The sequence below is a fragment of the Brevibacterium oceani genome, assembly GCF_013623835.1.
GTDB lineage: Bacteria > Actinomycetota > Actinomycetes > Actinomycetales > Brevibacteriaceae > Brevibacterium > Brevibacterium oceani.
In genome coordinates this window covers 223,819-245,422 of sequence record NZ_JABKDE010000002.1, presented here as the reverse complement: position 1 = coordinate 245,422, position 21,604 = coordinate 223,819, and the positions used below count along the sequence as shown (strand labels likewise).

Annotated in this window: 18 protein-coding genes; 3 read left to right on the top strand and 15 right to left on the bottom strand. The window is 65.5% G+C overall.

The features are described 5' to 3' along the window. Window positions 1–281 precede the first annotated feature (281 nt). Both rpsD and HK401_RS04330 read right to left on the bottom strand, forming a co-directional pair. Window positions 282–923 (bottom strand): 30S ribosomal protein S4, encoded by a 642-nt coding sequence (rpsD, locus tag HK401_RS04335; RefSeq protein WP_373563639.1) that lies wholly within the window; start codon window positions 921–923, stop codon window positions 282–284. Between the two features lie 223 nt (window positions 924–1,146). Continuing rightward, on the bottom strand, window positions 1,147–2,724 hold the full coding sequence (locus tag HK401_RS04330; RefSeq protein WP_181273448.1) for a cation:proton antiporter domain-containing protein: 1,578 nt from the start codon (window positions 2,722–2,724) through the stop codon (window positions 1,147–1,149). Window positions 2,725–3,241: 517 nt separating this feature from the next. Between HK401_RS04330 and HK401_RS04325 the strand changes: the two genes are divergently transcribed. Beyond that, on the top strand, window positions 3,242–3,796 hold the full coding sequence (locus HK401_RS04325; protein WP_181273447.1) for an NUDIX hydrolase: 555 nt from the start codon (window positions 3,242–3,244) through the stop codon (window positions 3,794–3,796). On the opposite strand, the gene HK401_RS04320 is transcribed toward HK401_RS04325, so the two are convergent. From HK401_RS04320 to HK401_RS04305, 4 genes are all read right to left on the bottom strand, one after another. Further along, a complete protein-coding gene (locus tag HK401_RS04320) occupies window positions 3,797–5,206 on the bottom strand; it encodes a replication-associated recombination protein A (protein ID WP_181273446.1) in 1,410 nt (469 codons plus the stop codon). It lies immediately after the preceding gene. Continuing rightward, on the bottom strand, window positions 5,206–6,990 hold the full coding sequence (gene aspS, locus HK401_RS04315) for an aspartate--tRNA ligase (RefSeq protein ID WP_181273445.1): 1,785 nt from the start codon (window positions 6,988–6,990) through the stop codon (window positions 5,206–5,208). Before aspS ends, HK401_RS04320 begins: the two co-directional genes overlap by 1 nt. A gap of 111 nt (window positions 6,991–7,101) precedes the next feature. Continuing rightward, window positions 7,102–8,436, bottom strand: coding sequence for a histidine--tRNA ligase (hisS, locus tag HK401_RS04310; RefSeq protein WP_181273444.1), 1,335 nt, complete (start codon window positions 8,434–8,436; stop codon window positions 7,102–7,104). Between the two features lie 53 nt (window positions 8,437–8,489). After that, window positions 8,490–9,134 carry an MBL fold metallo-hydrolase gene (locus HK401_RS04305; RefSeq protein ID WP_181273443.1) on the bottom strand — a complete coding sequence of 215 codons (645 nt, stop codon included), beginning with the start codon at window positions 9,132–9,134 and terminating at the stop codon, window positions 8,490–8,492. Between the two features lie 119 nt (window positions 9,135–9,253). On the opposite strand from HK401_RS04305, the gene HK401_RS04300 reads away from it, so the two are divergent. Both HK401_RS04300 and HK401_RS04295 read left to right on the top strand, forming a co-directional pair. Further along, a complete protein-coding gene (locus HK401_RS04300; protein ID WP_181273442.1) occupies window positions 9,254–10,606 on the top strand; it encodes a DUF349 domain-containing protein in 1,353 nt (450 codons plus the stop codon). 90 nt (window positions 10,607–10,696) lie between these two features. Then, window positions 10,697–11,227 carry a hypothetical protein gene (locus tag HK401_RS04295; protein WP_181273441.1) on the top strand — a complete coding sequence of 177 codons (531 nt, stop codon included), beginning with the start codon at window positions 10,697–10,699 and terminating at the stop codon, window positions 11,225–11,227. 94 nt (window positions 11,228–11,321) lie between these two features. On the opposite strand, the gene HK401_RS04290 is transcribed toward HK401_RS04295, so the two are convergent. From HK401_RS04290 to HK401_RS04250, 9 genes are all read right to left on the bottom strand, one after another. Beyond that, window positions 11,322–13,619, bottom strand: coding sequence for a RelA/SpoT family protein (locus tag HK401_RS04290; protein ID WP_181273440.1), 2,298 nt, complete (start codon window positions 13,617–13,619; stop codon window positions 11,322–11,324). A 19-nt stretch (window positions 13,620–13,638) separates the two neighbouring features. Next, window positions 13,639–14,655, bottom strand: a complete 1,017-nt coding sequence (secF, locus tag HK401_RS04285) for a protein translocase subunit SecF (RefSeq protein ID WP_181273439.1) — start codon at window positions 14,653–14,655, stop codon at window positions 13,639–13,641. After that, entirely contained in the window at window positions 14,652–17,045 is a 2,394-nt protein-coding gene (gene secD / locus HK401_RS04280) for a protein translocase subunit SecD (RefSeq protein WP_309135908.1), read from the bottom strand. The genes secF and secD overlap by 4 nt, the downstream gene beginning before the upstream one ends. Window positions 17,046–17,083: 38 nt before the next feature. Continuing rightward, window positions 17,084–17,725 (bottom strand): preprotein translocase subunit YajC, encoded by a 642-nt coding sequence (locus HK401_RS04275; protein ID WP_309135907.1) that lies wholly within the window; start codon window positions 17,723–17,725, stop codon window positions 17,084–17,086. An 81-nt stretch (window positions 17,726–17,806) separates the two neighbouring features. Continuing rightward, window positions 17,807–18,850 (bottom strand): Holliday junction branch migration DNA helicase RuvB, encoded by a 1,044-nt coding sequence (gene ruvB, locus HK401_RS04270; RefSeq protein WP_181273847.1) that lies wholly within the window; start codon window positions 18,848–18,850, stop codon window positions 17,807–17,809. Window positions 18,851–18,897: 47 nt separating this feature from the next. After that, window positions 18,898–19,494 carry a Holliday junction branch migration protein RuvA gene (ruvA, locus tag HK401_RS04265; RefSeq protein WP_181273438.1) on the bottom strand — a complete coding sequence of 199 codons (597 nt, stop codon included), beginning with the start codon at window positions 19,492–19,494 and terminating at the stop codon, window positions 18,898–18,900. Between the two features lie 82 nt (window positions 19,495–19,576). Then, a complete protein-coding gene (ruvC, locus tag HK401_RS04260; RefSeq protein ID WP_181273437.1) occupies window positions 19,577–20,173 on the bottom strand; it encodes a crossover junction endodeoxyribonuclease RuvC in 597 nt (198 codons plus the stop codon). Then, window positions 20,173–20,925 carry a YebC/PmpR family DNA-binding transcriptional regulator gene (locus HK401_RS04255; RefSeq protein ID WP_181273436.1) on the bottom strand — a complete coding sequence of 251 codons (753 nt, stop codon included), beginning with the start codon at window positions 20,923–20,925 and terminating at the stop codon, window positions 20,173–20,175. Before HK401_RS04255 ends, ruvC begins: the two co-directional genes overlap by 1 nt. A gap of 101 nt (window positions 20,926–21,026) precedes the next feature. Further along, window positions 21,027–21,506, bottom strand: coding sequence for an NUDIX hydrolase (locus HK401_RS04250; protein WP_181273435.1), 480 nt, complete (start codon window positions 21,504–21,506; stop codon window positions 21,027–21,029). Window positions 21,507–21,604 lie beyond the last annotated feature (98 nt).

The window sequence follows — 21,604 nt, the reverse complement described above, 5'->3', positions numbered from 1 at the left end:
GCGAGGTCGCGCGGCGTGCCGAAGGCGGGGCGTCGACGCCGTCCCGCCGCGCCCGACCCGCTGCCAGCGGTTCTGCGGCCGGTTTCCCCTCGTTCAAGGCGCAGCGCATCTGTGGACCCGTGCGCCATTCGACATCCGCGCTCCGCCTTGAACGACGCCGATTCCGGTCCGCGCGGCGGCGCTTCGGCGGGCGCCTCTGCGCTGCGGGTGGTGAATGCACGACTGCCCGGGACCGATGGTTCCGGGCAGTCGTGGTGGCGCGATGGCCTGTGTTCAGGCGATCAGCGCGAGTAGAACTCGACGACGAGCTGAACGTCGCAGGTGATCGGCACCTCTTCGCGCTTCGGGGTGCGCAGCAGGGTCGCCTGCAGGCCCTCGAGGTTGACGTTGAGGTAGCCCGGAACTGCGGGCAGGACGTCCTTGTGACCACCGGCGGCGGCGACCTGGAACGGATCCATCGATGCCGAACGCTCGTGCACCTGGATGGTCTGGCCTTCCTTCACGCGGAAGGAGGGACGGTCCACGCGCTGTCCGTCGACCGTGATGTGACGGTGGACGACGAACTGACGGGCCTGGGCCATGGTGCGGGCGAAGCCCGAACGCAGGACGAGGGCGTCGAGACGCGATTCGAGGAGCTCGACCATGGTCTCACCGGTCAGGCCGGGGAGGCGGTTGGCTTCCTTGTAGGTCTTGAGCATCTGAGCCTCACGGATGCCGTACTGCGCGCGCAGACGCTGCTTCTCCTTGAGGCGGACCGAGTAGTCGCTGTCGTTGCGACGACGGGCGCGTCCGTGCTCGCCTGGAGGGTACGGGCGACGCTCGAAGTACTTCTCGGCCTTGGGTGTCAGAGCAATGCCGAGGGCGCGCGAGAGGCGCGTCATGCGGCGATTACGTGCTGGTGCTGGCACTGTATTACCTTTCATCAATGTGTTCTGTCACGATGGGCCCTTTGAGGTTCTCGCCCCGAACGCGACCGTTGTTTCCCCGGATGGGAAAGAGGGATTGAGCGTCGAGATCCGCTCGCACCGACCGCCTTTAGGGTGCAGGCACAACAGCTGCCCATCTTAGCGGGTGCACGACCCGCGCCGCAAAGCCGATCGGCGCGACTGCCGCTGTGATGTTGCCGACCCTTCCGGCGACGGCGGCTCACCGGCCGTGGCAGTCGATCGCGGCATCGGCCACGGCCGCCCCTGAGCCGCTGTAGATGTTGATCACCGCATGCACTCCGGCCTTGATGAAGTGGTCGGCCTGATCGGGACGTTGGACGACGGCGGCGATGGTGCCCGGGAAGTCGGCGATGCGCAGCTGTTCGAGGGCGAAGGTGTTCGAATCGTGCAGCGCCATGGCCAACACCACGGTGTGCGCGGTGCCGCCGACGACGAGGCGGTGCCAGAATTCGTGGTCGGTGGCATCGCCTTCGAGGACGGTGAAGCCGTCCTCGCGCAGTGCCTCGATGACGAGGTGGTCGTTGTCGATGCCGATGACGTCGCTGTCGCCGCGTTCGACGAAGCGCTCGTAGGCGCCGCGCCCGATCCTCCCCATCCCGAGGACGACGACTTCGGCGGTGCCGGTGTCGAGCGGGCGGTCGTTCCTGCGCAGTCGGGATTCGTTCTCGTCGGGCAGGACCTCGTCGAGCTTCGCCACGATCTGCAGACTGTAGGCGTTGGCCAGCGAGGAGATGATCATGCCCAGAGCCACGGCCAGTGCGGTGATGGTCAGCCAGTCGCCGTCGAACAGGCCGCTGTCGATGCCGACGGCGACGACGATGAGAGCGAATTCGGAGAAGTTGCTCAGTGCCAGACTCGTGCGCACGCTCGTGCGGTTGCGCAGCCCGAAGAGCCTGCCCATAAGGAAGAAGCTGACGAAGTTGAACGGCAGCAGGACCGCGCACAGGAGGAACGCCATGATCAGGTCGGACCAGGTCGGGACCGCCTGCAGTCCGATGACGACGAAGAAGCCGACGAGGAAGAGCTCCTTGACGCTGAAGAGGGACTTCGACATCTCGACGGCGCGCGGATGGGTGGAGAAGAGCAGACCGAGGACCAAGGCACCGAGGTCGCCGTGGATACCCACGGATTCGAAGGCGACGTATCCCGGACCCAGGGCCATGACCACGCCGAAGAGGACGAGGAGTTCGCCTCGGCCGATCCGATCGAGGATCCGCCGCAGCACCCAGACCGCGGGGATGAGCAGGAGCAGTGCCAGTGCCCAGGGGCTGGGCGGCTCCTCACCGGCAATGGTGATGAACGCGACGGCGGCGAGGTCCTGCAGGACCAGGATGGCGATGGCGATCTGACCGTAGTACGATCCGTCGTCCGACCGGTCCTCGAGGACTTTGACCACGAGGACCGTCGAGGAGAACGAGAGCGCGAATCCCAGCAGAGCCAGCGTGCCGAAATCCCCACCGACGCTGACGACGCCGATGACGGTGGCGAACCCGATGGTTCCGGCGCCGAGGAGGACGACCGTGACCATGTGCAGCAGCGCGGTCCCGTGGGCCTCGGGTTGAAGGAGGGAGCGCAGGTCGAATTTCAGCCCGATCGTGAACAGGAGGAGTACGACACCGAGGTCGGAGATCTCCTGCAGACCGGCGAAGGCGGTGAAGCCGAAGAGGTGGAGGCAGAAACCCGCGGCGAGGAACCCGACGAGGGGTGGGATGCGGATCTCGTGGGCGAGGATGCCGAAGGCCAGGGCGGCTGCGATGGTGATGACGATGTCTGCCATGCCGTCCTCCTCGCTCGGCCGCTGTCTCAGCGGGCGTCTTCGCCGCTCAGCTATGACAAAAATACCGCGTTTGACCTGGGAGGCGAAAAATCACCACCGCCCACTGGTCGAAGGCCCACCCTGCGCCGCACAGAAATCCGGAACCATCGATGACGGGTCTCCGGTGAGTGCGAAGCAGCCCGACTGCACTGTCAGTTCCACCGAGAGATCGGTTCGCAGGGCCAGACGCGAGGCGAGTGTGTGACGATGGGTGCCATGGATACCGCCGATCTGGACAACGCAGAAAAGGAACTGGATTCTCTGCTGCACAAGTGCGAATCAGTTCTCCAAGGCTCGACACTCAGCCCGTCGAGGACGACACTGATGACGAAGCGAACCCGAGCACTGCGTACGGCCCTTGAGCTGATTCACCGAGCAAAGCTGGAAAAGGATCGGTGACGACCCCACCGACCCGAGAGCCCGCGAGCACCGCGATCCGAAAGATGATCGCAGCGAGTCTCGGATAGGGCCCCGCTCCATGGAGGAACCCCACTGGACTCTGCGTTCTCGACGTGAGACGCACCGCGGATTCGTCATCCTCAGCGAGCACGAGGTCGAACTCCCCAGTGGTGAAAGCATCATCCACGAGGTCGACGAATCGATTCCCTGTGGAGTCGCAGTGCTCGGCATCACCGAATCCGGACAGATGCGGATTGCGAGGGAGTACCGATACCCGCTCGATCGCTCGATCTTCGAACTGCCCGGCGGTGGCGTCGAGCCAGGCGAGGCGCCTGCCGAGGCGGCGTGTCGAGAATATGAGGAAGAACTCGGACTGCGGCCGGCCGATCTCACCCATCTCTACACGTTCAGCCAGAACCCGGGCCGGCACGCCTATCCGATCCATCTCTGTTTCTGCACCCGCACAGTGCCGGGCACAAAGATCACCGACGACCCTCAGGAGGTCGTTCGTGCCGTCGACATGACGGTCGACGAATTCGACCGATTGGTCAGTCGCGGCGGAATCGTCGATCCTTGCCTGCTCGTCGCCCGTCTGGTTGCCGCTCAGAAGGGCCTTCTGCCTGCGGTCGGCTGATCAGTTCTCGGGCCGGAGCAGGCGCCGCAGGTTCTCCAACCTCTCCGCCATGGACCGCTCCATGCCGTTGCCCGTCGGGGTGTAATAGCGTTTGCCGCGCAGTGATTCGGGCAAGTACTCCTGATCCGCGACCCCGTGCGGAAAGTCATGCGAGTACTTATAGCCTTCACCGTGGCCGAGTTCCTTCGCACCCGGATAGTGGGCGTCGCGCAGATGAGTGGGGACCTGCCCGGCCAGACCGTTCTTGACATCGGCGATCGCGGCATCGAGCGCCCGGTAGCTCGCGTTCGACTTCGGAGCCAGCGCTAGGTAGGTGACCGCCTCGGCGAGGGGAATCCGCCCTTCGGGCATGCCGATGTTCTGCACCGCCGTCGAGGCGGCCACTGCGATAGGCAGCGCCTGTGGGTCGGCCATGCCGATGTCCTCGGCGGCGGAGACGACGACGCGGCGGGCGATGAAGCGCGGGTCCTCACCGGCGACGATCATCCGCGCCAGATAGTGCAGTGCGGCGTCGACATCCGAGCCGCGGATGGATTTGATGAACGCGGAGACGACGTCGTAGTGCTGATCGCCGTTCTTGTCATACCGCAGCACCGTCTCACTGCTCGCCTCGGCGCAGGCCTCCTCGGTGATGAGGATCGGCGGGGTGTCGTCCTCGGCCTGAGCAGCAGCGATGCCTGCGGCGGCCTCGAGCACTGTCAGGGACCGCCTGGCATCGGCACCGGCGATGCGGACGATGAAGGCCCGTGCTTCGTCGCTGAGTTCGAAGCCGCCGGCCAGGCCGCGATCGGATTCGACGGCATGATCGAGGAGGTTGCCGATCGCCTCGTCGTCGAGCGGCCGCAGGGTGAGCAGCAGCGAACGGGACAGCAGCGGGGAGATGACCGAGAACGACGGGTTCTCCGTCGTGGCCGCCACCAGCACGACGAGGCGGTTCTCCACCGCCGGAAGCAGTGCGTCCTGTTGAGCCTTGGAGAAGCGGTGGATCTCATCGAGGAAGAGCACGGTGGTTCTGCCGTACATCTCACGTTCGCGGCGGGCGTTCTCGATGACCTGGCGGACGTCCTTGACCCCGGCGGTGATCGCCGAGAGTTCGACGAAGGTGCGTCCCGGAGCGTGCGAGATCACGTGTGCGAGCGTCGTCTTCCCGACCCCGGGAGGACCCCACAGGATCACCGAGGAGGCCCCCGCCCGGTCTCCCCCGCTGGCTTCGACGAGCTGGTTGAGCGGGGATCCGGGGAACGTCAGATGCTCCTGTCCGACCACCTCGGCGATGGTGCGTGGACGCATCCGCACTGCCAGCGGATCGAGCGCCCGCCCGGTCGACGAGGATCCGGAGGAACCGGCGAAGCCCGGGCCAGGTGATTCCTGGTCCGGGCCGTCGGAGAACAGATTCGGTTCCTGGCTCATCAGGACTCGGCGTCGTCGTCTTCCGGTTTGTAGTCGACGCCGGCCTCGGCCCTCTGGGCGTCGGTGATCGGAGCCGGAGCCTGGGTCAGCGGGTCGAATCCGCCGCCGGACTTCGGGAACGCGATGACCTCACGGATCGAATCGACCCCGGCCAGCAGGGACACGATGCGGTCCCAGCCGAAGGCGATGCCGCCGTGCGGGGGTGCACCGAACTTGAAGGCCTCGAGGAGGAAGCCGAACTTCTCCTGCGCCTCTTCCTCGGTGATGCCCATGATCGTGAAGACGCGCTCCTGCACATCCTTGCGGTGGATGCGGATCGAGCCTCCGCCGATCTCGTTGCCGTTGCACACGATGTCGTAGGCGTAGGCCAGGGCGGCACCGGGATCGGATTCGAGAGAATCGAGGAATTCGGGCTTCGGCGCGGTGAAGGCGTGGTGGACGGCGGTCCACTGTCCCCCGCCGACGGCCACGTCGCCGGCGGCCTGCGCATCGGCGGCGGATTCGAAGAGCGGCGCGTCGACGACCCACACGAACGCCCAGTCGCCGTCCTTGATGAGTCCCGTGCGTTCGGCGATCTCGTTGCGGGCGGCACCGAGGAGGGAGCGGGAGTCGTTCGGGGACCCGGCGGCGAAGAAGATCGCGTCGCCCGGGTTCGCTCCGGTCACCTCGGCGAGTCCGGCCTTCTCGGCATCGGAGATGTTCTTGGCCACGGGACCCGACAGGGTGCCGTCCTCTCCGATGAGCACGTAGGCCAGACCCTTCGCACCGCGCTGCTTCGCCCAGTCCTGCCAAGCGTCGAGTTGGCGGCGGGGCAGCGAGCCGCCGCCGGGGTAGACGACGGAGCCGACGTAGTCGGACTGGAAGACGCGGAACGGGGTGTCGGCGAAGAACTCCGTGAGATTGGTCAGCTCGAGGCCGAAGCGCAGGTCGGGCTTGTCCGAACCGTACTTCTCCATCGCCTCGTGGTAGGTGATGTGCGGGATCGGCGTGGTGATGTCGTAGCCGATGAGCTTCCACAGAGCCGTGAGGATCTCCTCGGCCAGGGCGATGATGTCGTCCTGCTCGACGAAGGAGGCCTCGATGTCGAGCTGGGTGAACTCGGGCTGACGGTCGGCGCGGAAGTCCTCGTCGCGGTAGCAGCGGGCGATCTGGTAGTAGCGTTCCATGCCGGCGACCTGGAGCAGCTGCTTGAACAGCTGCGGCGACTGCGGCAGGGCGTACCAGGAGCCCGGCTTGAGACGTGCGGGGACGAGGAAGTCCCGGGCGCCCTCGGGCGTCGACTTCGTCAGCGTCGGGGTTTCGATCTCGACGAAGTCATGAGCATCGAGGACCGACCGTGCCGCTTTGTTGACGTCGGAGCGCAGACGGATCGACTTCGCCGGACCCGACCGGCGCAGGTCGAGGTAGCGGTAGCGCAGGCGAGTCTCCTCACCCACGGTGCCGGAGTCCTCGGCGTGATCCGAGACCTGGAACGGCAGGGCCGCGGCCTCGGAGAGCACCTCGACGGCGGTGTCGACGATCTCGATCTCGCCGGTGGGCAGGTTCGGGTTCGTGTTGCCCTCGGGACGCGGGGAGACTGTGCCGGTGGCCTTGACGACGGTCTCATTGCGCAGCTGGTGGGCGTCGTCCTCGCGGACGACGACCTGCACGATTCCCGAAGTGTCACGCAGATCGATGAAGGCCACACCTCCGTGATCGCGACGACGATCGACCCACCCGGTGAGGGTGACGGTTTCTCCTGCGTTCGCGGCTCGCAGGCTTCCGGCTTCGTGGCTTCGCAGCACCTAGGGCTCCTTAGTGATGTTGATGTTCAGCGCGTGACCAATGATAGTCGCTCACGACCGGCGGCCCGCACTCGCCTCGACGACGGGTGCGGGCACGGTCGGTGAACGTGTTCAGGCGCCGTAGACCCGTGGCCAGAGGTCGTCCTCGGGCGGGGTCCAGGTGGCCGGATCGGCCGCGGACTGCTCGCCGGAGCGGATGTCCTTGACCTCGTGACCTGTCTCTCCGTCGGTGAACCACACGAAGGGGATGTCGCGGCGTTCGGCGTAGCGGATCTGCTTGCCGAACTTCGCGGCGTTCGGCGAGACCTCGCACGGGATGTCCCGGGCGCGCAGCTCGGTGGCCACGGCGTCGGCTTCGCCCCGGCGGGCTTCGTCGGTCACGGCCACGACGACCGCCGAGGGCGTGCCGCGGGTGGCGCGGATGTTCGAGTCCTCGCCGAGGATGAATGCCATCAGACGGGAGACGCCGATGGACATGCCCACACCCGGATAGTTCTTCTTCCCGACCGTGACCAGCGAGTCGTATCGGCCGCCGGAGGACACGGAGCCGAGCTCCTCGTGACCGATCAGCTGCGTCTCGTAGACGGCTCCCGTGTAGTAGTCGAGTCCGCGAGCGATCTTGAGCTGGGCGACGACGACGCCCGGAGCCCGCTCGTGGGCGGCGCGCAGCATCGTCGTCAGCGAGTCGAGGCCGGCATCGAGCAGCGGGTGTTCGATGCCGAGGGCGCGGACCTCGTCGGCGAAGTCCGGAGAGTCCGATTCGATGGCGGCCAGCTGAAGGCACAGCTGCTGCTGCTTCTCATCCGCGCCGGCCTCGGCGGCGAGCAGCTTCGCGACCTCGTCGGGTCCGATCTTGTCGTATTTGTCCAGGCACCGCAGCACGGCCTGGATGTTCGTCAGTCCGATGCCGCGGGCGAAGCCTTCGAGCAGGCGACGATCGTTGACGACGATCTTGATGCCCGGGACGCCCAGGGGTGCGAGGCGTCTGAAGGCGTCGGCGACAGCCAGGGGGATCTCGACCTCGAAGTGGCCGGGCAGCTCACCATCGGCGATGACGTCGATATCAGCTTGGATGAACTCGCGGTAGCGGCCGGCCTGCGGCCGTTCGCCTCGCCAGACGGGTTGGACGCGGGCGGCCTTGAACGGGAAGCTCAGCTCGTTCGCATTGTCGGCGATGTAGCGGGCCAGCGGCACGGTGAGGTCGAAGTGCAGTCCCAGCGGATTGCGCTCGGAGCCGTCGGAGTGCAGACGGGAGACGGCGAAGATCTCCTTGTCGATCTCCCCGTCCTTGGCCAGCTGGCTGATCGGTTCGACGGCGCGGTGGTTGAGGGCGGAGAACCCGTGCAGAGCGAAGGTGTGTTCGAGCGTGTCGATGATGGTCTTCTCGATCACGCGTTCGGCCGGTAGCCGTTCCGGGAATCCGGACAGACGGGCTGACTTCGCCATGGTGCTCCTTGCTTTCGGTGCGATGTGGTTCTTGCGGTGGTGGGCGCTCGTGGTCAGAAGAAGGGATTCGAGGCCAGTTCCCGACCGACGCGGGAGGCCGGACCGTGTCCAGGATAGATGGGCACGTCGGGCAGGTCGGCGAAGAGCCGCAGTGAGTCCTGCATCGCCTGGGCGTCTCCCCCGGGCAGGTCCACGCGGCCGATGGCCCCGGCGAAGACGACGTCGCCGGTGAAGATGATCTCCTCGTCGCCGTCGCTCACGCGCAGCAGCGTCGAACCCTCGGTGTGTCCCGGTGCGGCGACGGCCGTGATGGTCAGTCCCGCGATCTCGAAGCTCCGACCGTCGTGCACGTCGATGACATCCGGGGTCGTCCAGTCGGCGACGAGTGGCGCGAGCATCGGAGCGAACTGGGGGCTGAGCGTCGAAGCCGGATCGTCGAGCCGGTACCGATCGGCCCCGCCGAGGTGGACGGGCACATCCCAGCGTGCGAGCACGTTGGTCAGGCCCAGGATGTGATCGGGATGGCCGTGGGTGAGGAAGATCGCCTGCGGGTCCAGTTCCTCCTCGGTCAGGAGGCGCTCGAGACCCGGTGCGCAGTCGTAACCGGAATCGATGAGGATGCAGTCGCTGCGGCCCTCGGCTCGCACGGCATAGCAGTTGACGTCGAGGAATTCGGCGTGGGTTGTGAATACATCCATGTGCAAAGTCTATCTGGCAGCGTCCTGATGGTTATGCTGGGATAACGTCTATCCCACAATCGAGTGATCGGCGGGTGTGAAGACCTGCCGGTTCGACCGATGGAAACAAGGTGAGAACCATGTCGACCCCGACACCGAAGCCGACCCCCCGCCCGTCGTCTCTGCCCCGCCCGCAGGCGGCACAGGTGGTCAATGCCAGCCATATCGACCACGACGCCGAGGTGGCGCGCGCGGTGACGCACGGTCGCGCCGATGCAGACGGCAGCGTATTCGTCACGACGACCGAGGGTGAGCGTGCGGTCGGACAGTACCCGGATGCCACCCCCGACGAGGCGCTCGAGTACTTCGCGAAGAAGTACGTCGAGCTCGTCGAGAGTGCGGCTCTGCTGCGCAATCGGCTGTCTGCCGGTGCCCCGGGACGCGAGATCGTGGCCGCGGCCACGACGCTCAAGGAGTCGTTGCCCGAGGCCAATGTCGTCGGCGATCTCAAGGGGCTGAGTGCGACGTTGGACACTCTCATCTCCGATGCCGAATCCACCGAGTCCCGCCAGGCCGCGAAGGCTCAGGCAGCGAAGCTCGCCGCCGCAGAGGAGCGGGAGGAACTCGTCACCGAGGCGGAGTCCCTGGCCAAACAGGACCCGTCGAAGATTCAGTGGAAGCAGTCGGGTGCGCGTCTGCGTGAGCTCTTCGCACAGTGGAAGGACATGCAGCGCACCGGACCGCGTCTGCCGCGTTCGGTCGATCAGGAGCTGTGGGGCCGGTTCTCCCAGGCCCGGAACACCTTCGAGCACAAGCGCAAGGAGTTCTTCGCAGAGCTCGACAAAGTCAATGCCGAGGGCAAGCGGATCAAAGAGAAGATCGTCGCCGAGGCGGAGTCGCTGTCGGCCTCGACCGATTTCCGCACGGTGTCGCAGAAGTACAAAGACCTCATGACGCAGTGGAAGCGTGCCCCGCGCGCCTCCCGGAAGGACGATGACGCACTGTGGGCACGGTTCCGTGCCGCTCAGGACGTGTTCTTCTCGGCTCGGGACGCGGAGAACGCCGCGCTCGACGAGGAGTACAAGGGCAACCTCGTCGTCAAGGAGGAGCTGCTGAAGAAGGCGCAGGCGCTGCTGCCGATCACAGACCCGGTGGCCGCGAAGCGGGATCTGCGCACCATTCAGGACGAGTGGGAGGAAGCCGGGAAGGTTCCCCGGGCCGACGTCTCGCGGATGGAGAACGGTCTGCGCGAGGTCGAGCGGGCACTGTCGGAGGCCGAGGAAGCCGCATGGCAGCGCAGCAACCCGGAGACGAAGGCCCGCACCTCCGGAGCGCTGAGCCAGCTCGACGATTCGATCACAGAGCTCGAGAAGAAGCTCGAGGACGCGAAGTCCGGCGGTGACGAGAAGGCCGTCGCCGAGGCACAGGACGCCCTCGACGCCCGTCGCGCGTGGCGTGACCAGCTGGCGCAGACGGCCGCCGAACTCGACTGATTCCACAGACAGCGGCGTTCGAGTCGGTGTCTGTCCACAGGCTCGATGCGAACCCTTGCCAACGCCTCCGTACCCGGCGATAGTCGGTGTATGGAGGCGTTGTTTCATCTGCGTGACTACGGGTACGAGCATCTCACCGAGCTCACTCTCGACGGTCTGCTCATCCGTCTGACCGAGACCACGTGGGTGCGCAAGGGGGCGATCCTCTCACCGGAGGACCGGATGGAGGCTCTGCATTCGCTCGTACCGCCCGGTCTCGTCCTCTCTCATGACAGCGCCTGGTGGGTCCATCGCGGGCTGGGACGAGTGCCGACCCCGCTGAGCTTCATCACCCTTCCGCGACGGCGGTGGATCGCCGATGATGACTTCGACGTCCATGAGATCGCTCTCGCCGACGATGAGTGGCAGCGCATCCGTTCACTGCCGATCACACGGGAGGAGAGGACTCTCTACGATGTGCTCCTCCCCCACTTCCACCACCCGAACGGTCAATCCGCCCAAGCGCTGCGCGGCATCATCGATGAGATCCCGACGGGGCTGCGGCGCCGGTTCGGGCTCTATCTCTCAGTGGTCTCCCGCCGCCCTTTCGTGGCCCAGATGAGATCACTGTTCGAAGCCTAGGTGGGCGTTCCGGTCGGAAGAATCTCGGGAAGCGACCGACCATTATGCCCAACCAACGGGGCCTACCTGTCGGCACGGCACACAACGGGGCGGATCAGCCGCCGGAGATGCGGTAGACGTCGAAGACGCCTTCGACCTTGCGCACGGCCGAGAGCACCGTGTCGAGGTGGCTGGCATCGCTCATCTCGAAGACGAACTTCGACTGGGCGACACGCGCTCGTGAGGTGCCGACTGAGGCGGAGAGGATGTTGACGTGGGTCTCCGTGAGCACCTTGGTGATGTCGGAGAGCAGTCCCGACCGGTCGAGGGCCTCGACCTGGATCTGCACGAGGTAGACGCCGCTGGTCTTCTCACCCCATTCGACCTCGACCATCCGTTCGGGTTCGCGTTCGAGGGACACGACGTTCGGGCAGTCGACGCGGTGGACGGAGACTCCGGAACCGCGCGTGACGAAGCCGACGATCTCGTCTCCGGGCACCGGGGTGCAGCAGCGGGCGAGCTTGACGAGCACATCGTCGACGCCCTTGACGCTCACCGCCTCAGATGAGGAGTGGTGCCCCGAGGACTGTCCGGTGCGGTTGCGCGGCTCCGGAGGAAGCACGACCTCGTCGTCATCGTCACCGACCTCCTTGGCGAGCAGGTCGACGACGTGCTGCGCGGAGGTCACGCCGTTGCCGATGGCCGCATACAGGGCGCTGACATCGGGCAGGTGCAACTCGGTGGCCACGACCTGGAGGGCTTCCTGACTCATCAGGGACGCGGCCGAGATGGAGTGGCGCCGCATCGCCCGGGCCAGCTGTTCGCGGCCGTTCTCGATCGCCTCTTCCCGGCGCTCCTTGGAGAACCACTGGCGGATCTTGCTGCGTGCGCGAGGGCTCCGGACAAATCCGAGCCAGTCGCGGCTGGGCCCGGCGTTTTCGTCCTTGGAGGTGAAGACCTCGACGGAGTCGCCGTTCTTCAGTTCCGTGTCCAGCGCGACCAGGCGCCCGTTGACGCGGGCTCCCATCGTCTTGTGACCGACCTCGGTGTGCACGGCATACGCGAAGTCGATGGGGGTCGCTCCCGAGGGCAGGCTCATCACATCGCCCTTGGGGGTGAAGACGTAGACCTCCTTCGAATTCACCTCGTAGCGCAGGTTGTCGAGGAACTCGTCGGGGTCGCTGACCTCACGCTGCCAGTCGAGCAGCTGCCGCAGCCATGCCGCGTCGTCGACCTCTCCGGCATCGGAGACCTTCACCGAGCGAGCGGTGTTCGAAGTCACTGCCTTCGACGACTTGCCCAGGTCCTTGTACTTCCAGTGGGCGGCGACGCCGAACTCTGCCCTCCGGTCCATCTCATGGGTTCGGATCTGGATCTCGACGGGTTTGCCGGCGGGCCCGATCACCGTGGTGTGCAGGCTCTGGTACATGTTGTACTTCGGCATCGCGATGTAGTCCTTGAAGCGCCCGGGAACCGGGTTCCACCGGGCATGGACGATGCCGAGGGTCGCATAGCATTCGCGCACGGATTCGACGAGGACGCGGACGCCGACGAGGTCGTAGATGTCGGCGAACTCGTGTCCGCGCACGACCATCTTCTGATAGATCGAGTAGTAGTGCTTGGGTCGCCCGGTGATCGATGCCTCGATGCCGGATTCCCGCAGCTCGCTCTGCAGCTCGCTCGAGACCGTGGCCAGGTACTTCTCACGTTCGGGTGCACGGTCGGCGACGAGTCTGACGACTTCGTCGTAGACCTTGGGGTGGAGGACCTGGAAGGAGAGGTCCTCGAGTTCCCATTTGATCGTGTTCATGCCCAGCCGGTGAGCCAGCGGAGCGTAGATGTCGAGGGTCTCCCTGGCCTTCTTCGTGCTCGAGGAAGCGGGCACGAACCGCCAGGTGCGGGCGTTGTGGAGACGATCGGCGAGCTTGATGACGAGGACGCGGATGTCCTTGGCCATCGCGACGATCATCTTGCGCACCGTCTCGGACTGCGCAGCCTGCCCGTAGGTGAGTTTGTCGAGCTTCGTCACCCCGTCGACCATGGCCGCGACCTCGGAGCCGAACTCCTCGGTCAGGGCGTCGAGGGAATAGGACGTGTCCTCGACGGTGTCGTGGAGCAGGGCCGCGGCCAAGGTCACCGGGAGCATGCCGATCTCGGCGAGGATCGTCGCCACCGCGATCGGGTGAGTGATGTAGGCGTCCCCGGACTTCCGGGTCTGCCCGCGGTGGGCCTCCTCGGCGATCTTGTAGGCACGCACGACGAGGTCGATGTCGGCCTTCGGATGGTTCGACTGCAGGGCTCGGATCATCGGCCCGAGCACCTGTGGGTAGCCGGGGTTGTTCTGGGCCCGGGCCGCCCACCATGCCAGTCGGGAGATGCCTCGCGGACGGCGCGAATCGGCTGAAGAAGCCATTACATCTCCTCTCTGCGGGTCAGACTTCGGCGTGAATCACCGGTGGGACGTCTGCTTCCCCGTTCCTCAAGCGTAGTTCACGCACGGCCTCTTCCTGCTCCTTGACGGCCGGTTCGTTGGCACGGAGCAGAGCGTAGAGCGGGCTGGCGACGAACAGCGTCGACGACGCTGCCACAATCATACCGATGAACAGGGACAGTGAGATGTCGATGAGCGTTCCCGCGTTGAGCGCCAGCGCACCGATGAAGAGGATCGACGCCACGGGCAGCACGGACACCACGGTCGTGTTGATCGAGCGCACGGTCGTCTGATTGACGCCGAGGTTGACGAGCTCGGAGAACTTGAGGTTGCGTTTGTCCTTGAATCGGGCCGTATTCTCGCGGATCTTGTCGAAGACGACGACCGTGTCATAGAGCGAGAAGCTCAAGACGGTGAGGAAGCCGATGATCGCTTCGGGGGTGACCTCGATGCCGGTGGCCGAGTAGATGCCCATGGTCACGACCATGACGACGATGAGTCCGATGATCGCAGCCAGCGACATCTTCCACGTACGGAAGTACAGCGCCATGACGATCATCGCGATCGCCACGAAGATCACGAGCGCGCGGACCATCTTCTCGGTGACGTCCTGGCCCCATTCGGGACCGACGAACGTGGAGGTCACGTCCTCGGTCTGGACGTCGTAGCCATCGACGAGTGCGTCGCGGACCTGCTGCATCTGGTCGTCCGAGAGCTGGTTCGTCTCGATCTGCACCGCGGTGTCCCCGGTCGGCGTCAGTCGCGGTTCGGAACCGGAGACGACATCGTTGACGATGCCCTCACCCTTGGGCGCCGAGGTGTCGCTGACGTGGTCGATCTGGAACTGCGAACCGCCCTTGAAGGCGATGCCGAAGTTGAATCCGGCGATGAGCGGCACGAGCAGGGACAGGATCACGAGGACCCCGGCGATGCTCAGCCACAGCTTCGCCTTGCCGACGAAGGGGATCGACGTCTCTCCGTTGTGGAGGCGATTGCCCCAGGCAAAGAACCGTTTCACTTGTCTGCCTCCTTGCCCTCTTCGGCAGCCTTCTTCTCGGCGGCGCGTCTGGCCGCCTTCCGTTCGGCGATCGATCCGCCGTTGAGTCGGGACTTCGCTGCGGTCTCCTTCGCCGAGGCGGCCGGGCCGTCGGTCTCGGATGTGTCCTCGGAGTCGGCCGAGTCCTCAGACTCGGCCGAGTCATCCGCGTCGGCCGACGTATTCGACTCCGCCGAATCGTCAGTGGCCGCATCAGCCTCGGTCAAGGAGTCGTCGCTGCTCGACGAGGTCGTGCCCTCCGAATCGTCCTTTGTCACAGGCTCGTCGTCGGATTCCTCGACCTGCTTCCGACGTCTGCGTTCGGCGATCGTCGGTCCCGCGGCAGCGGCCCCGTCGGTCGACCCGCGCTTCTTCGACTTCTTCGCCGGTTTCGCATCGGCAGTCTGACTCGTCTCGGCCGACGTGTCCTCGGCGGTGAGTCCGGCCTTGCGCAGGCGGGCCTTCTCCCGTCGCCTGGCCTCCGGGGACTTGCCGCTGTCGTCGATGGACAGGCCGAGCGCCCCGCGATAGGCGGCGGGTTTGACGCCGAGGAGTCGCGGGTCCATGCCCGAGAGCGGATGCCCCTGGCCGAAGAACTTCGTCCGGGCGAGAACCTCGAGCATCGGGTGGGTGAAGAGGAAGACGACGATGACGTCGACGATCACGGCCAGGCCGAAGGTGAACGCGAATCCGCGCACCGAGCCGACGGCCAGGATGTAGAGGATGATCGCGGCGAGCATGTTCACGCCCTTGGAGGCGTAGATGGTGCGCTTCGCCCGATCCCAACCGACTTCGACGGCCGAGAGCAGATTGCGGCCGCTGCGCAGCTCGTCTCTGACGCGTTCGAAGTAGACGATGAACGAGTCCGCGGCCATGCCGATGCCGATGATGATACCGGCGAGCCCGGCCAGCGAGAGTCGGTAGCCGTATCTCCACGAGGACAGGAGCAGCAGCAGATACGTCAGCACGCCGACGACCACGAGGCTCGAGACCGTGACGAGGCCGAGCACCCGGTACTGCAGCAGCGAGTAGATGACGACGAGGATGAGACCGGCCAGGCCGGTGAAGATACCGATCTTCAGGAAGTTCGATCCCAGGGTCGGTGAGATCTGCTCTTCGCTCTGGACCTGGAAGCTCAACGGCAGCGAACCGTTCTTGAGCTGATCGGCCAGAGTCTGGGCCGAATCGAGGGTGAAGTTGCCCGAGATCTCCGCGTTGCCGTCGGTGATTGCGGCGTTCGACGTCGGTGCGGAGAGCACCAGGCCGTCGAGTTCGATGGCGAACTGGTTGTACGGCTGCTGCTTTCCGGTGATGTCCGAGGTGATCTGCTTGAAGATCTCCCGACCGGTGGAGTCGAACTTGAGGTTGACGGCCGGCTGGTTGGTCTGGACGCCATTGGCCCCCGACTGGTATCCGGCGCTGGCGTCGGCGAGGTGGTCACCGGAGAGTTCGACGGGACCGAGGATGTACTTCGCCTGGCCGTCTTCGGAACATGCGACGACCGGTTCGTCAGCGGGCTGCTGCTGACCGCCCGTGCGGTTCTTCTTATTCGAACAGTCGAGCTCGCTGTACTTCTTGATGATCGCCTCGGTCTGCCATTCGCTGGTGTCCTTCTCCGGGTCGAACAGCGGCCGCGGGGTCGAGTCGGTGACCTTCGTGTCATCGCTCGATCCGCTGCCCTCGGTCTTCTCCGAGGCGGGTTCGCTCGCCGATCCCGAGGACTCTTCACCAGTCGATGACGTCTTGTCCGAGTCCTTCGCCGAGGTGGTTCCGCCCGGTTTGGCGACCTCGCCGCCGCCGGACGGAGCCTGGTCCTGCCCCTGTGCGTCGCCCTGCGACGCGGAGTCGCCTCCGGTGAGGTCTTCGATCCGCTTGCGCTCTTCGTCGCTCAGTCCGTCATCGGAACCAGAGGAATCGCCTTTGTCGCTGCTTTCGCCGCTCTTCTCCTGCTCTTTCTGGATCTGCTCCTGGGACCGCGGGTCTCCGACGAGCGCGACCCGCCGGAAAACCAACTGTGCGGATGAGCGGACCAGGTTGCGGGTCTCCTCATCGGGGTTGCCAGGGAGGTTGACGACGATGTTGCGATCGCCCTGCGTCGTGATCTCCGCTTCGGAGACACCCGTCGAGTCGACGCGCTGACGGATAATCGCCACGGCCTGATCGAGCTGCTCCTTGCTGATGTCCGTATCCTTCGACACCTGCGGTTCGAGGATGATCGAGGTTCCGCCTTCGAGGTCGAGGGCGAGTTTGGGACTCGCCGTGGCATTCGACCAGATGACGCCCGCGGCGATGACGCCGGCGAGGACGAGGGTGACGATCACCAGCCACAGGAAGCGCAGACCAGGGCGTGGCTTTTCTTCGATATCGGACACGTTTCAGCTTTCGATCGGGAGCAGAGTGCGCGGTCGGATCAGTTCTTCTTGTCGGTGTCCGAATCGGTCGAATCGGCCTCATCGACGTCCGAATCGATCTCGGCGGCGTCATCGGCCCCGTCGGTGTCGGCAGCGGAATCGTCGACGACAGCGGAATCGGCTTCGCCGTCGGAGTCGGAGTCGGCCGGCTCGACTGCTTTGTTATCTGCCCCTGCGATCGTGTCACTCGACTCGGCGACGTCTGTGCTCTCGGGATCGATGTCGGAGTCCTTCTCGGCACGTTTGCGAGCGTTCATGGCGTCGAGTTCGGCATCGGTGATCGCAGGCTTCTCGCCATCGGTCTCCGCTGCGGCCCCCTCGGCATCGGCGGCAGAGGCATCGGCAGCTGGCACGTCGGCGGCAGGTGCGTCGACGGCGGTCGCTGCCTCGGGGTTGTCGATCTGGCCGATGGCCTGACGGTGGACGCGCAGAACCGTGCCGGGACCTGATTCGATGGTCACCTGATTGTTCTCCTCATCGATCGAGAGGACCGTTCCGAAGACACCGAAGGTCGTCATCACAGTCGCGCCGGGCACGAGGCCCGATTTGATCTGCTCCGCACGCGCTTTCTGCTTACGCCGAGAATTGAACAGGAAAAAGATCAGCAGCGCGGCAAGCGCAAGAGGGATCAGCAAATCCACAGATATCAGCCTTTCATAGGAATGAACCAGTGATCCAGCTTAGTGCGTCCTCACTGCCCATGGCGAACTCAATTGCCGGGTTCAGTACTCATAGTTTGCTGGGATCTGCATTTCCAGGTGCTTCCAGGCAGCCGTAGTGGCCACTCGACCCCGTGGCGTGCGACTGATGAGCCCCTCTCGCACGAGGTATGGCTCGGAGACGGTTTCGACGGTGTCGGCCTCTTCGCCGACGGAGACCGCGAGGGTTCCCAGGCCCACCGGTCCCCCGCCGAAGCGTTTGCACAGCACGTGCAGGACCGAGCGGTCGAGGCGGTCGAGGCCGAGCCCGTCTACCTCGTAGACCTCCAGCGCGTTGAGGGCAGCGTCGAGATCGATGACGCCGGTGCCGCGCACCTGGGCCCAGTCGCGGACTCGGCGGAGCAGCCGGTTGGCGATGCGCGGAGTGCCGCGGGAGCGGGTGGAGATCTCCTTCAGCCCGGCAGGCTCGGCATCGATGCCGAGCATCCGTGCCGAACGATGGAGCACGGTGAGCAGATCGGCACTCGAATAGAAGTCGAGCAGTGCGGTGAAGCCGAAGCGATCGCGCAGCGGTGCCGGCAGCAGACCGGAGCGGGTGGTGGCCCCGACGAGGGTGAATTGCGGCAGGTCGAGCGGGATCGCGGTGGCACCGGGGCCCTTGCCGACGATGACGTCGACGCGGAAGTCCTCCATCGCCACGTAGAGCATCTCCTCGGCGGCTCGGGCCATCCTGTGGATCTCATCGATGAAGAGGACTTCACCCTCTTCGAGGGAGGAGAGGATCGCCGCGAGGTCTCCGGCGTGCTGCACGGCCGGACCGGAGGTCACGCGCAGGCTCGAGTTCATCTCGTGGGCGATGATCATCGCCAGAGTGGTCTTGCCGAGTCCGGGCGGCCCGGAGAGCAGAACGTGGTCGGGGGCCTTCTGCCTGGCCTTCGCGGCGTCGAGGACGAGGGAGAGCTGTTCGCGCACCTGCGGCTGGCCGATGAAGTCGGCCAGGCCCTTCGGGCGCAGGGCTGCCTCGGCGTCGCGTTCAGCGGTCTCGGCGCGCCCGGAGACGAGTCGGTCGCGTTCGGCCCCGGTCATCCCCTGGTCGCCGAAGTCCATCTCATAGGACTCGGCGTCGAAGCGGCCTGCGTGCTCGGGTCCGGAAGTCATTTGCGCGCACCCAGGACCTTGAGCGCGGCCTTGAGGATGACGGAGGTGCCGGCCTCGGCTCCGGTCTCCTTGACGACCTCGGATACGACCTCCTCGGCCTGTGCTTCCTTCCAGCCGAGACCGACGAGCGCGTCGACGACCTGCTGGTTCCCGCCGCCGAAGGACAGGGGCGGTCCGGGCGTGGAGGAGGAGAGCTTCGGCAGCTTGTTCTCGAGTTCGAGGATGATCCGCGAGGCGCCCTTCTTCCCGATGCCCGGCACCTTGGTCAGTGCGTTCGCATCCTGTGAGGCGATCGCCGCGGAGAGTTCGTCGGGACCCATCACGGACAGGATGGCCATCGCGAGCCGGGGGCCGATTCCGGAGATGGACAGAAGGACCTCGAAGGTGTGGTTCTCATCCTCGGTGGCGAATCCGTAGAGGGTCAGCGAGTCCTCCCGCACCACGAGGCTGGTGACGAGTTCGATCTCCGCTCCGTGGCGGGTGTGCGTGAGGGTGTCCGGGGTGACGTGGACCTTGCGGCCGACGCCGTAGGTGAGGACGACGAGGTGGTCAGCTGCGATCCGATGCACCGTACCGCTGAGGAAACTGATCACGAACTGCCTTTCGAGTGGGAACACGTGTACGAATACACCCTAGCAGGAGCCGTGTGTCCCGCCGGGTGCGGCACGCCCGCGGCTAGGTGGCTCGACGCATAGCCTCGGCCCACTGCTGCTGGGCCTTCGTCAGCCCCGATCCTTCCCGACCGGCGGACTTGCGCTGGGTGAGATCCTTGTTCTGCCCCGGGGTGGATTGGGCCGACAGCGCCCCTCTCCAGGAATGGCAGATGGCGATCGCCAGGGCATCGGCTGCGTCGGCGGGCTTCGGCGGTGCCTCGAGTCCGAGGATCCGCGTGACCATCGTCGTCACCTGCTTCTTGTCGGCTCGACCGGAGCCGGTGATCGAAGCCTTGACCTCCGAGGGAGTGTGCATGGCCACGGGCAGTCCGCGGCGGGCCGCCAGCCCCATCGTCAGGCCCGAGACCTGGGCGGTGCCCATGATCGTCGAGACGTCGTTGCGGGCGAAGACCCGCTCGATCGCGACCATGTCCGGACGGTACTCGTCCAGCCAGGTGTCGAACGCCTCGGCGATGGCGCCGAGGCGGAGGTCGACGGAGTCCGCGGACGGTGTCCGCAGGACGTCGACGGCGACCATTCTCGCCTTCCGCGCGGGCAGGGTGTCGATGACACCCAGCCCGCAGCGGGTCAGGCCGGGGTCAACGCCGAGGATGCGCATCAGGCATCGAGTTCGGCGAGGACCTCGTCGCTGACGTCGGCGTTCGAGTACACGTTCTGGACCTCGTCGCTGTCCTCGAGTGCGTCGATGAGGTTGAAGACCTTCTGCGCGGTCGCCGCGTCGAGGCTGACCTCGAGCTCGGGGACGAACGAGGCCTCGGCCGAGTCGTAGTCGATTCCGGCGTCGACGAGGGCCGTACGAACGTCAACGAGGTCGGTGGCCTCACAGATGATTTCGAACTTGTCGCCCGATTCCTTGACCTCTTCGGCGCCGGCATCCATCGTCGCCAGCAGCACGGCCTCTTCGTCGGTCTCCTCCGCATTGACGGTGATGACGCCCTTGCGGTTGAAGTTGTACGTCACTGATCCGGGGTCGGCCATCGAGCCGCCGTTGCGGGTCACGGCCACACGCACTTCGGAGGCCGCACGGTTGCGGTTGTCCGTGAGGCATTCGATGAGCAGTGCCACGCCGCCCTGGGCGTAGCCTTCGTACATGATCGTCTCGTAGTTGACTGCCGAGCCGTCGAGTCCGCCGCCGCGCTTGACCGCGCGGGTGATGTTGTCGGCGGGAACCGAGTTCTTCTTCGCCTTCTGGATCGCGTCGAAGAGCGTCGGGTTGCCGTCGGGATCAGGTCCACCGTTGCGAGCGGCAACCTCGATGTTCTTGATCAGCTTGGCGAAGAGTTTGCCGCGCTTGGCATCGATGGCAGCTTTCTTGTGTTTAGTCGTTGCCCATTTGGAATGACCTGACACTGGTGTTCCTTCCTGTAGTTCAGCCTCTCAAGTCTATATGCTCGCAGAGGCGCTCTGCTCCCTGCCCATCGTCACCGGCGGCTGCCGGGGACCAGGGGCGCTCAGTCGATGACCAGCGGAACTTCGGGCACGGAGCCCGTCGTGGCCAGATCGATGAGGCCGAGCAGGTTCTTCGGGTAGATCGTCTCCGTCGTCGACATCAGGTCCTCACGTGTCCACCAGCGGAATTCGAGGAGGCTGCGCTTCTCGATGTCCGTCCACACCGCATCCTCGAGTTCGATGTCCTCGGTCGTGCGGAAGGCGAAGTAGGTCTCGAGCTGCCGCAGCTTCTTCTCGGTGAATTCGAAGACTTCGTCGCGCGTGGCCAGGGGACCGATGAGTTCATGGGGTTCGCATTCGATCCCGGTCTCTTCGGCGAGTTCGCGTGCGGCGGTCTGTGCGGCGGATTCGCCGAGTTCGGAACCGCCGCCGCAGGTCATCCACCACTGGTGGCTGGGCGTGAGCAGATCCTGGGCTCGAATCAGGAGAACCTCGTCGCGCTCATTGAGTAATACGACCCGTGAGGCTTTACGAGGTTTCATGGTTCTCCAGTGGTCGACGGCGAGGGGAGGCAAGTGTTTGCAGAATAGTGATGCTGGGGGTTTTCGGCAAGAGCCCGAAGTGGGCCCAGAGAACGATA